General features: G+C 36.8%; 8 protein-coding genes. 4 read left to right on the top strand and 4 right to left on the bottom strand.

The annotated features are described in order from the left end of the window. Window positions 1-62: 62 nt before the first annotated feature. Window positions 63-3,548: a glycosyltransferase family 117 protein gene (locus ACQ76T_RS07330; RefSeq protein ID WP_431342665.1), complete on the bottom strand. Its 3,486-nt coding sequence runs from the start codon at window positions 3,546-3,548 to the stop codon at window positions 63-65. Between the two features lie 223 nt (window positions 3,549-3,771). On the opposite strand from ACQ76T_RS07330, the gene ACQ76T_RS07335 reads away from it, so the two are divergent. From ACQ76T_RS07335 to ACQ76T_RS07350, 4 genes are all read left to right on the top strand, one after another. Beyond that, window positions 3,772-4,809, top strand: coding sequence for a PLP-dependent cysteine synthase family protein (locus ACQ76T_RS07335; protein ID WP_431342666.1), 1,038 nt, complete (start codon window positions 3,772-3,774; stop codon window positions 4,807-4,809). Between the two features lie 81 nt (window positions 4,810-4,890). Further along, entirely contained in the window at window positions 4,891-6,162 is a 1,272-nt protein-coding gene (locus ACQ76T_RS07340) for an aminotransferase class I/II-fold pyridoxal phosphate-dependent enzyme (protein ID WP_431343727.1), read from the top strand. Window positions 6,163-6,236: 74 nt separating this feature from the next. Continuing rightward, window positions 6,237-7,115, top strand: coding sequence for a DMT family transporter (locus tag ACQ76T_RS07345; RefSeq protein WP_431342667.1), 879 nt, complete (start codon window positions 6,237-6,239; stop codon window positions 7,113-7,115). 128 nt (window positions 7,116-7,243) lie between these two features. Then, the gene (locus tag ACQ76T_RS07350; RefSeq protein WP_431342668.1) at window positions 7,244-9,433 is read left to right on the top strand and encodes a B12-binding domain-containing radical SAM protein; all 2,190 of its coding nucleotides are present in this window, start codon (window positions 7,244-7,246) and stop codon (window positions 9,431-9,433) included. Between the two features lie 377 nt (window positions 9,434-9,810). Here ACQ76T_RS07350 and ACQ76T_RS07355 read toward each other — a convergent pair whose 3' ends face one another. The 3 genes from ACQ76T_RS07355 to atpD all read right to left on the bottom strand — a co-directional run bounded on the left by ACQ76T_RS07355 (window position 9,811) and on the right by atpD (window position 12,596). After that, window positions 9,811-10,629 (bottom strand): hypothetical protein, encoded by an 819-nt coding sequence (locus ACQ76T_RS07355; protein WP_431342669.1) that lies wholly within the window; start codon window positions 10,627-10,629, stop codon window positions 9,811-9,813. A gap of 81 nt (window positions 10,630-10,710) precedes the next feature. Continuing rightward, window positions 10,711-10,998, bottom strand: a complete 288-nt coding sequence (locus tag ACQ76T_RS07360) for a FoF1 ATP synthase subunit delta/epsilon (protein WP_422692464.1) — start codon at window positions 10,996-10,998, stop codon at window positions 10,711-10,713. Between the two features lie 89 nt (window positions 10,999-11,087). Then, window positions 11,088-12,596, bottom strand: a complete 1,509-nt coding sequence (gene atpD / locus ACQ76T_RS07365) for a F0F1 ATP synthase subunit beta (RefSeq protein WP_431342670.1) — start codon at window positions 12,594-12,596, stop codon at window positions 11,088-11,090. Window positions 12,597-12,632 lie beyond the last annotated feature (36 nt).

Here is a 12,632-nt window from a genome sequence, read left to right on the forward strand (position 1 = left end):
ACCTTAAAATTCAGGATTCCCAATAATAAAAAAACGGAACCGAAGTTCCGTTTTAAAGTATGTTATTTTGTTGCTTTGATAATTGCTGAAGTAATCTGATTTTCTTTTTCTTTCGAATAAGTAGAATCAAAAGGCTCCATAACATCAAATAAGTACTGATAGAATGGCGTGATCTGCTGAACGTTTTCAGACTCTTTCATAGCCTTTTCTTTACCCATTTCCTGAAGATCTTTGATAAATACATTGAACTTCTTATCAATCGGCTCTATAGATTTTACAAGATAAGCGTATGCTTTTTCTTTCTGTCCGATCTTTGTGTAAGCATCTGTAACCGCTGAAACGACTAGAGAATACTCCATCGGTTTTGTTCTCATTTGTCTTCTCAGATAGCTTTGCTCTGCTTTAGAAAGGCTTTGGTAATAATCATATTCTTCAAAGATTCCTTTTTTAAGCACTTCTGCCAGTTGAAGACCTTTCTGCTCCTGTCCTGCAATAATGTATCCTGAAACAATAGAACTTAATGAACGAGGATCATTGTATTTTTCAGCAGGAATTTCTTTTGCTGCAAGATCCAGAACTTCTAATGCTTTTGCTTTCTGTCCGTTTAGTGCAAGGGCTGCTGCGGCTCTGCTTGCAGACATTCTATAGCTGATAATGTTGGAAGTTGCTGTTTCATCAAAGTGAGCATTCAGATCTTTGAAGTTCCCCCATCTGAAGTTTTTCACTACATTATATAGAGAATTGGCATCTACTCTTCCCATATCACCGTCAGGTGTTGGAAGCGTCTGGATAGGAACCAATCTGTAACTGAAACCGTCAAACTGAAGATAATCGTTAAGATAAAAAATGTTCTCGCTGTCGTAGATTCCTCCTGATGAGAAGTTGATTGGTCTCTTCCAGTCGAAGTTTGCCAATAGATCCATCAGGATCAGGTTGTTTTTATAAAGTGTATTTCCTTTGTAAGTAATCATAATCTGATTGGCTACATTCGGAAGGTCTGCCTGATTGATGATTCCTGCTTTTAAAGCATTTTCTTTATTTACCGGAAGAATGAATTTGTTTACCGGAAGAATATTATACTTCTCATATTTTTCTTCTCCGAAGTACATTTTCAACAACTGATCTTTTTCCGGAGATTTGAACTTAATGAAGTTCATCGCCTCTTTCAAAGTTAAAGAATCCTGAGTAAGATATTTTCTGAAATCTTTGAATTCTGTATCTGGAACTCCCTGTTCTTTCAACATAGAAAATACGCCTTCCCAATCTTCTTTCTTCATCATATAGATCTGGTCGTTTACACCGTCTCTGTAATCATCATGGGTTAACTGGCTAGGAATTCCCATTGCGTTATAAGTTCTTCTTTTCACCTGATCCAAATTCCAAGGAGTGGAAGCCAGAGTGAAGTTAACCACTTTTACGTCATCCCTGAATCTTTCTGTTTCCTGAATAGCCCAAACCGGATACGTATCGTTATCACCGTAAACAAATAGGATATCGTTTTTCGGTAATGATTTTAAAACTGAATAAGCATAGTCATATGCCGTATATCTGTTACTTCTGTCGTGAACATTATAGTTCTGGAAGCCCATCATAAAAGGTACTCCTAATAATACAACTCCTATCGCGATATTGGCACCGTTGGATTTGATTTTAGATTGAAGAAACCATAAAATAGCTCCGGCTCCAAGCCCGATCCATATGGCAAAAGCGTAGAATGAACCCACCATTGCATAATCTCTCTCTCTCGGCTCGAAAGGTTTTACTCCCGTGTAGAAAATAATCCCAACACTTGTTATAATGAATAAAGAAAGTAAAGCATAAAATCTTCCGAAATCTCTGTTCAGTTGGAAAAAGAATCCGATCAATCCTAAAATCAATGGAAGGAAGAAGAATTTTACCGTACTTTCATTTTTAAACTTAGCAGGCATTTTATCCTGATTTCCTACTATTACATTATCAATGAAAGGAATTCCGGAAATCCAGTTTCCTTTTGTACTTTCCATATTTCCTTCAAGATCGTTCTGTCTTCCTACAAAGTTCCACATCAGGTATCTTACAAAATAATATCCGTTCTGGAAAGAAATGAAATAATCCATATTCTGAAGTAAAGAAGGCTTCTGAACATTGATCAGGTTATAAGGTTTTACTTTCAGATAATCTGAAGCAGTAATCGATTTATCTTCGTATTTTGCTCTCAATTCATCAAAAATCTGCTTAGCCTGTGGGTTGTCTGCCACATCTTCGTTCCCGTAGTTGAATGTAAAATCCGGAGCACCATACATTGAAATATAGTTGGCCATTACATCTTTATCTTCGTTGAACATTCTCGGCATTAAGCTTATCTGAGACTTGTTGAATACATAATTGAATCGGTCTCCGGTTTTTCTGTAGGTTCCGGTTTTCTCATCTTTTTCGTAGATCTCACCTGTTTTCTGAGTCTTAAAGCTTCCGTCTTCATTTTTCTCAATTCCGTTAGCATCAAGAAACGCTGTATAGTTCTGTCCATAGATCGTTGGCCAGTCTCCATACTGCTCTCTGTTGTAATAATCCAACATACCAATTGCAGTATCAGGATCATTAAGGTTCATCGGTGGGTTAGCATTCGCTCTGATTGGGATTACCATCCAGCAAGAGAACCCGATAATCATATACACTACAGACAAAGCTACAGTCTGATACAGGTTTCTTTTTGTTTTTCTGGCGTACCTGATCATGAAATAAGAGATCGCAGCCATTAAGATAAACGCTGCAATAGTACCTGAGTGGAAAGGAAGTCCAAGACCATTTACAAAGAAAATCTCAAGTCTTCCAAACATCGTCATAATCAGAGGGAAGATAATTTTGAAAACAACAATCAAAATTCCCAATGTAATAAGGTTAGCGAAAACAAAATTCTTCCACGTAAACTTGTAGTTTCTTGCATAATATACAAGACATACCATAGGAGTTGCCAGCATACACATCATGTGTACCCCAACAGAAAGTCCTAAAACGAAGAAAATAAGGATAATCCATCTTTCACTGTCCGCTGCCTGATACTCATTTTCCCATTTCGTAATCAACCAGACCAAAAGAGCGATAAACATTGAAGCCATCGAGTACACCTCTCCTTCTACTGCCGAGAACCAGAAGGTATCTGAGAAGGTGAAGCAAAGTGCTCCAATAGCTCCGGCAAATAAAATGGAGATTTCCTGATGTTTGGTAATTTCTTCAAAATCTTTGTTTAAAAGTCTTCTCACAAAATGAGTGATCGTCCAAAACAAAAATAAAATAGTCAGCGCACTGAACAATGCAGACATCGCGTTGATTACGATGGAGTAATTTTCGCCTTTCCCTAATGCAAAAATGGCTGCCACGGCACCCACTATCTGGAATAAAGCCGCTCCTGGAGCGTGCGTTACTTCAAGTTTTACTGCAGAAGAAATGTACTCTCCACAATCCCAAAAACTGAAATTGGGTTCTATTGTGGACAAGTACGTGAAAAACGCAATGACGAAAATCACCCATCCTAAAACGGTGTTCCATTGCCTAAAAGTCCAATTTTTCATAGTATTAAATCAATTATGCGAAAATAAGGCTTTTATCTTATTTTATGCGGGTTTTAACAAAATTTAAAAATTTTGGCGTGGTATTTGAGACAATAGACGTGTTAAAAGTGAAAATACGAAAATAGATTTTTATCAAAACAGGGCCTAGAAATCAAACAAAAGTTTAGTAATTATTTATTTTTTTGTATTTTTGCAGTCAGATTTTTATTGAAAATAACAAATAATGAGTAATGTTTACGATAATATCCTTGGCCTTATAGGACATACTCCTATGGTGAAGCTAAATACTGTCACAAAAGATATTCCAGCAACCGTTTATGCCAAGTTAGAATCATATAATCCTGGACATTCCACCAAAGACCGAATCGCACTTCACATTATAGAGAACGCAGAAAGAAAAGGCTTATTAAAGGAAGATTCAGTAGTTGTAGAAACTACTTCCGGAAATACCGGGTTTTCTATTGCGATGGTATGTATCATCAAAGGATATAAATGTATTCTTGCGGTAAGCGACAAGACAAAACCTGAGAAAATTGCTTATCTTAAAGCATTGGGAGCAACCGTTTACATCTGCCCGGCCAACGTACCGGCGGATGATCCCAGATCATACTATGAAGTAGCTAAAAGAATCGCCCAGGAAACCCCTAATTCAATTTACATCAATCAGTACTTTAATGAGCTGAACATTGATGCCCACTATCAAACTACTGGTCCAGAAATCTGGGAGCAGACGGAAGGTAAGATCACTCACCTTTTTGCCTGTACCGGAACCGGAGGTACTTTATCCGGATCGGCAAAGTTCCTGAAGGAAAAGAATCCCGATATCAAAATTATTGGAGTGGACGCTGATGGATCTATCTTAAAGAGCTATCACGAAACCGGAGAAATTCACAAAGAAGATGTACATCCGTACCAGATTGAAGGAATGGGAAAAAACTTAATCCCTTCTGCCCTTCTTTTTGATAAAGTAGATGAGTTTGTAAGAGTGAATGACGAAATGGCAGCCTACAGAACCCGTGAGATTGCTTTGAAAGAAGCCATTATGGGAGGTTACACCACCGGAGCAGTTACACAAGGGTTAATGCAATATGCACAATCTCATGAACTGAATGAGAATGATGTTATTGTTTTAATTTATCCTGACCACGGTTCAAGATACATCACTAAAGTATACAGTGACAAATGGATGGCCGAACAGGGATTTGTGAATAACTGTTTTCACAACTATGACGAAGTTTTCAAGACTGAGTTTATCAAATAATATATAAATCACAATATAAATCAAGCCTTTTGCGTGTTCTACAAAAAAGGCTTTTTGACTTAAAAATTACGATATAAAATGTTGGATATTTTTGAAAGAATAAAAGAAAATCCAGGACCTCTTGGACAATTTGCAGACTATGGTGAAGGCTATTTTATTTTCCCAAGATTAGAGGGCCCTATTGGTCCCAGGATGCAGTTTCAGGGTAGAGAAGTAATTTTCTGGAGTGCCAATGACTATTTAGGACTGTGTAATCATCCTGAAGTAAAACAAGCAGACGCAGATGCAGCAGCAGAATACGGAATGTTCTATCCTATGGGAGCAAGAGCAATGTCGGGGGAAACAGATCAGCACCTTCAGCTGGAAAGAGAATTGGCAGACTTTGTACAAAAAGACTCAGCATACTTATTGAACTTCGGTTACCAGGGAATGGTTTCTACCATTGATGCTTTGGTAAGCAGAAATGATGTGATTGTGTATGATATGGATTCTCATGCCTGCATCGTGGATGGGGTAAGACTTCATTCTGGTAAAAGATTTACCTATAAACACAACGATATGGCAAGTCTTGAAAAAAACCTTCAGAGAGCAACGAAAGTAGCTGAAGAAAATGGCGGAGGTATTCTTGTCATTACAGAAGGAGTTTTCGGGATGAGAGGACAACAGGGAAAACTGAAAGAGATCTGTGATCTTAAATCAAAATATAATTTCAGACTTTTAGTAGATGATGCTCACGGATTCGGGACACTTGGTAAAACAGGAGCCGGAGCTGGTGAGGAGCAGGGATGTCAGGATCAGATTGATGTTTACTTTTCTACTTTTGCAAAATCTATGGCTGGTTTCGGAGCTTTCCTTGCGGGAGACAAAGAAATCATCAGATACCTAAAATTCAACCTTAGATCACAAATTTTTGCTAAATCTTTAACAATGCCAATGGTAATTGGTGGATTGAAAAGATTGGAATTGCTAAGAACAAGACCTGAGATCAAAGCCAAGCTTTGGGAAAACGTATATAAATTACAGAACGGATTAAGAGACAGAGGATTCAATATTGGTGATACCAATACTTGTGTAACTCCTGTTATGATGCAGGGAACTCCTGTAGAGGCTACTCTACTGGTGAAAGATCTTAGAGAAAATTACGGAATCTTTACTTCTGTGGTGGTATATCCGGTCATTCCGAAGGGGATGATTCTTTTAAGGTTAATTCCTACAGCATCTCATACAGATTCAGAAATCAATGAAACACTGGCGGCATTTGAAGCCATTCATGACAAATTAGTAAGTGGTTACTATAAAGAGCAGGAGCAATTATTACTGCAGGAACAGGGATTAAGTTTTAAAGCAATTTAATTCATAACAATACAAAAAACCACTGATTAGCTCAGTGGTTTTTTATTTTTAAAAACTATAATGCTACATAACAAATGAAACTCAGAGGATATACATTGGGAATTTTATCGGCGGTTTCTTACGGATTGATTCCAATCTTTATTCTTCCGATTAAGCAGGCCCGTTTTTCAGTAGACGTTACTTTATTCTACCGTTTTTTCTTTTCTGCTTTAATGGTGGGCGGATACCTGCTCTGTTCCGGAGAAAGTTTTAAAATCAATAAAAAAGAAGCCTTTATTCTGGCAGTACTTGGAATCTGCTATGCGTTATCTTCAGAATTTTTATTTCTGGGATATGATTTCCTGACACCTGGAATTGCCTCTACGGTTTTATTCATCTATCCGGTCATTGTAGCATTGATTATGTTTTTCTTGTACAGGGAAAGACTGACAAAACTTTCCATCTTCTCACTTCTTCTTGCCTTTGCAGGAGTTATCGTGCTATGTTTGAAAGGAAACAGTATGGAAATTAATTTTGCAGGATTGGGAATCGTAATGCTCAGTTCCCTTTTTTATGCCCTTTATATGGTGATCGTCAATAAGTCGAATATGAAAGTATCCGGGTTTAAGCTTTCATTCTACTCTATGTTTTTTACGTCTGTCTTTTTTATAACAAAAACTTCAGTAGCGGGAGAATCTTTAGCCATTCCTTCACTCTCTTTATTTTTAAACTTTTTGATTTTTGCCTTTTTAACTACAGTTATCTCCAGTTTATGCCTGGTATATGCCATCAAATATATTGGCTCTACTCCAACGGCTATTCTAGGAGCTTTGGAACCTGTAGTGGCAGTCATGATCAGTGTATTAATGTTTCAAGAAAAATTTACAGCCAACCTCTCCATAGGAATTACGTTGATTCTTTTGGGCGTGACCCTTAATGTGATTAGCGACCGAAAGAAAATAAACCCTATTTAAAAAAAACATATTTTTAATAAATACGAAAATCCGAGCCCTTGAAAGAGTTCGGATTTTATATGCTATTATATCACATCAAAAAATTTTTATTTAAAAAAAGTTTAGAATAACTTTGCAAAAAATTTCTGTTGAAAGACCTGCTTCTTATTACTCCGCCTTTTACCCAGCTCAATACTCCTTATCCTGCCACTGCTTATATTAAAGGATTTTTAAATACCAAAAATATTTCCGCATACCAGGTAGATTTGGGGATTGATGTTATTCTGGAATTATTTTCAAAAGATGGGATAAAGAAGGTTTTCAGTAAAGAAATTGATCTCCAAAATGTTTCTGAAAATTCACAAAGGGTTTTTGCTTTAAGAGAAGAATATATAAAAACCATTGATCAGGTGATTCTTTTTTTACAGGATAAAACGCCGACATTGGCAAGGCAGATCTGCAGTATGAACTTTCTTCCGGAAGCTTCCCGTTTCAACCAGCTGGATGATATGGAATTTGCCTTCGGAAATATGGGACTTCAGGATAAGGCCAAACACCTGGCAACACTTTACCTGGAAGATATCTCAGATTATATTGTTGAAAATATTGATGCTAATTTTGGCTTCAGCAGATATGCAGAAAGGCTTGGAAAAAGTGCTAATTCTTTTGACGAACTATATACAAAACTATCTGGTGAAAAGACTTTTATTGATGATTTTACCTTAGCAATTCTTCAGGAAAAAATTGAAACTGTGCAACCTAAGCTTGTCTGTTTTTCGGTTCCGTTTCCTGGAAATCTCTACTCCGGATTCAAATGTGCCCAGTTGATAAAAAAACACTATCCTCATATTAAAACGGCAATGGGAGGAGGTTTCCCCAACACCGAACTAAGAGAAATAAAGGATAAAAGAGTATTTGAATTTTTCGATTTTATCACTTTGGATGATGGTGAACTTCCTCTTGAGCTTCTTTGTCAGAGCTTAGATATTTCTCAGAAAGAAGCAGAATTCAAAAGAACTTTTTTAATTGAAAATCAGGAAGTCGTTTATAAAAACAACTCAAAGAGACACGATTATAAACAAGCTGATGTAGGAACTCCGGATTATACCGATCTGAAGCTTGATCAATATATTTCGGTCATCGAAATCGCCAACCCTATGCACAGTTTATGGAGCGATGGAAGATGGAATAAATTAACCATGGCTCACGGATGCTATTGGGGAAAATGTACTTTCTGTGATATTTCTCTGGACTATATTAAAATATATGAGCCCATTTCAGCCAAAATTCTGGTAGACCGAATTGAGGAGCTTATCAAAACCACGGGAGAAACCGGATTTCATTTTGTGGATGAAGCGGCTCCGCCTGCATTGATGAGAGAAGTTGCGCTGGAAATCCTTCGTAGAAATCTTGTTGTAACCTGGTGGACTAATATTCGATTTGAGAAAAGCTTTACCCGTGATCTCTGTTATCTTTTAAAACTTTCAGGTTGTGTAGCGGTTTCCGGAGGTCTTGAAGTAGCCAGTGATAGATTATTAAAACTGATTGACAAAGGAGTTTCTGTAGAACAGGTTGCTAATGTCACCAGAAATTTTACAGAAGCAGGGATAATGGTTCATGCCTATCTGATGTACGGTTATCCTACTCAAACTGTTCAGGAAACGGTAGATTCTTTAGAAATGATCCGCCAAATGTTTGAAATGGGAATTCTTCAAAGTGGGTTCTGGCATCAGTTTGCAATGACTGCACACTCTCCTGTTGGGATGAGCCCGGAAGATTTTGGCGTAGTTCCGATGAAGCAGGAAATACAATTTGCCAACAACGATATCGACTTTAAAGATAAAACAGGAATTGATCATAATAAATTCAGTTTCGGACTGAAAAAATCTTTATTCAATTATATGCATGGAGTAAATTTTGAACTCCCTCTTCAGGAGTGGTTTGATTTTAAAATTCCAAGAACCACCATTCATCCCGATTACATTCACGACTGTCTTTTGGAAAATGAGCAGTTTGTATTAAAAGGAAATTCAAAAGTGGTCTTTTTAACAAAAAACGTAATCGCTGAGAATCGCGTAAAAAATAAAAAGAAGTATTCTGGTACGTACACTCTTCTTACATTCCACTTAAAAACCAATATTGTGAAGGTTGAACTGGAAGAAGATAAAGCAAAATGGTTTACAGAGGTTTTAGAAGAAAACGCTATTGAAAATCAGAAAAAACCTACCATTCAGCAACTTAAAAATAATTTTGAACAAAATTTTGAAGATTTTGAACTGTTTTGGTTCTCAAAACCGATGCAACAATTGAAAGAAAATGGGGTCATTTTAAGTTTATAAAAATTGTTCATTTTTTTCCAGGGATTTTTGAAATAGCCGAATTTTACGTGGATTTCTATTTTTCTGAAGGAATAAGACTTGTTTTGATTGAACTGTAATCTATCACAGATTACAAAGATCTTAATTTTGATGTAGGAGAATCCAATCTCTATTTTTCATAACAAATGAATCAAAATCCAAATTTCTAACTGCCATACATAAGACGGCAAAATATTCCCATCCTCTGGAGGGGTGGTAAAAATTCAAAGAATTTTTGACGGGGTGGTTTTCGATATTTTATAAGTTTTGGCTAAAGGCCAATGGAAATTTAATATAATAAAGAATGGGCTAAAGCCCATTCCTATTGATAAAAAGCTATCTTATATTGGATAAACAAATCAATTAGGAGTTTCTTTTGATACAGTTCCTACAGACACCTTTTCCTGAACTTTAATAAAATTAGGATCCATGATAGCCATTCGTTCAACGAGAGCTTTGTATGTTGGAAATTTTAATATAGATGCTCTTCCAGACATTTCTCTATAAATAGTAAAAGATTTTCCTCCGGCTGTTTTCAGCTGCTTTGTTGTGGTAATATATTTTCCGATGAGTTTACTTTTAGCATCATAAATTTCGACGTCTATAGGGCTTTTATCCATAATGGTATCCTCTGAGCCAAAACTTACAGGCAAATTGGTAAAATAGCCTACAGGAACACCATTGCTCAGGATCTCTCCCACTTTGTTGACCTCAATATTCATTTTATCGATTTTCTTTCGGATGGTGTAAGCTTCTTTTGTCTTGTTATCTAGCTTTCTTTTGGGAACATTGGAGAAAATTTCATCAAGGTTTTTTAAGTTGATACCTTTATTATCGATGATTTTAAGATCTTTTACAGAAGTGAAGACCGCAGATTTTTCTTCCCCGGAGAAAGCAGAAGGTGATGAATAATCTACTTCAATGGTTTTGTCCCGGTTGTATACTCTATTGATACTGATGTAGCTGTCTCTCACAGAGTCTACAATGCTTTTATCAATAAATTTAATGGTATAAAGCGGAGTTTCCTTCAAATCCATAAAAATGTATTCGTTGGATTTACTGGTCAGCTTGGCAACCGGAATACCGTCCAGGTTAATGATTCCTCTTTTGGTTTTGATATTCTGAGCCTGAATCACAATTCCCAGAATGGTAAAGAATATAATGATACCTTTCTTCATAGCACCTGCCTTTTATATACAATAAAAAAAGTGTAACACAAAGTTACACTTTCTTGAAAATATATTTAGCTTTTCATTTAATTATTCACAAAGGATAATTCCTTTATTATGATTAAATTCTACAACACCGCTTTTGATAGAATAAGAAAAAACGGAGCCTTTACCTCCTTCCTGTAACGGAGTAAGGTTTTTAGCGTACGCTTCATCAACAGATGATGTAAAAAGCTTTACATTACCTCCAACTAAAGAAGATACAATTCCTGCGTGGTTTTTCATGATGTGAAATTCACCATTTTTTCCAGGCAACAATACAGAATCTACTTCTCCTTCAAAAACTACGTATTCTGGTGTTAAAATTTTTATATTCATTTTAATTTAGATTTGAAGATTTCAGATTTCAGATTTCAGACAAACTTAAAGTCTCATGTCTAGTATCTGATATCTTTATGTCTAATTTATTAAGCGTTTTCAGCTAACATTTTTTGTCCAGCTTCGATAGCTTCTTCGATGGTTCCTTTCAAGTTGAAAGCTGCTTCTGGTAAGTGATCTAGTTCACCATCCATAATCATGTTGAATCCTTTGATAGTATCTTTGATGTCTACCAATGATCCTGGGATACCTGTAAATTGCTCTGCTACGTGGAAAGGCTGAGATAAGAATCTCTGAACTTTTCTTGCACGGTAAACAACAGATTTATCTTCTTCAGAAAGTTCTTCCATACCAAGGATTGCGATGATATCCTGAAGAGCTTTATATCTTTGAAGAATTTCTTTTACTCTTTGAGCACAGTTATAGTGATCGTGACCTAAGATTTCAGGATTTAGGATTCTGGAAGTAGAAGAAAGTGGATCTACTGCTGGATAAATACCTAATGAAGCAATCTTTCTGTCAAGTACCGTAGTTGCATCCAAGTGAGCAAACGTCGTTGCAGGAGCCGGGTCAGTTAAGTCATCCGCAGGTACATATACCGCCTGTACTGAAGTAATTGAACCGTTTTTAGTTGAAGTAATTCTTTCCTGCATCGCACCCATTTCAGAAGCTAGAGTTGGTTGGTAACCTACCGCTGATGGCATACGACCAAGAAGTGCAGATACCTCAGAACCAGCCTGTGTAAAACGGAAGATGTTGTCTACGAAGAAAAGTACGTCTCTACCTTGTCCGCTTTCTCCACCATCTCTATAGTACTCAGCCAATGTAAGACCAGAAAGTGCTACTCTAGCTCTTGCACCTGGCGGCTCGTTCATCTGTCCGAAAACGAAAGCTGCTTTTGAATCTTTCATAGCTTCTACATCTACTTTAGAAAGATCCCAACCTCCATTTTCCATAGAGTGCATGAAATCATCACCATACTTGATAATACCTGATTCCAACATCTCTCTCAAAAGGTCATTTCCTTCTCTCGTTCTTTCACCTACTCCGGCGAATACAGAAAGACCTCCATGTCCTTTTGCAATATTGTTAATCAACTCCTGAATCAATACTGTTTTACCTACACCAGCACCACCGAACAATCCAATTTTACCTCCTTTTGCGTAAGGCTCAACTAAGTCGATTACTTTAATACCTGTAAATAAAACTTCTGCTGAAGTTGATAATTGATCAAATTTTGGCGCTGGTCTGTGAATTGGAAGACCACCGTCCTTAGAAATATCTTGAAGTCCGTCGATAGCATCACCAACAACGTTGAATAGTCTTCCGTTTACAGCCTCACCGATTGGCATCATAATAGGATTTCCATATCCAATTACATCTTGACCTCTCTTAAGACCATCAGTAGCGTCCATTGCGATACATCTTACTGTATCTTCGCCAATATGTTGTTCTACCTCTAAAACTACTTTTTCACCGTTTTCTTTTGTAATTTCTAACGCGTCATAGATTGCAGGAATTGCTTCTACATCTGTGAAGACAACGTCGATTACCGGACCAATAATTTGAGAAATTTTACCTTTAATTTGGTTTGCCATTGCTAAATTTTTTCTTGGTGCAAATATAGTGATTCT

It is taken from the genome of Chryseobacterium sp. JK1 (genome assembly GCF_050632815.1).
In the GTDB taxonomy this organism is placed as follows: domain Bacteria; phylum Bacteroidota; class Bacteroidia; order Flavobacteriales; family Weeksellaceae; genus Chryseobacterium.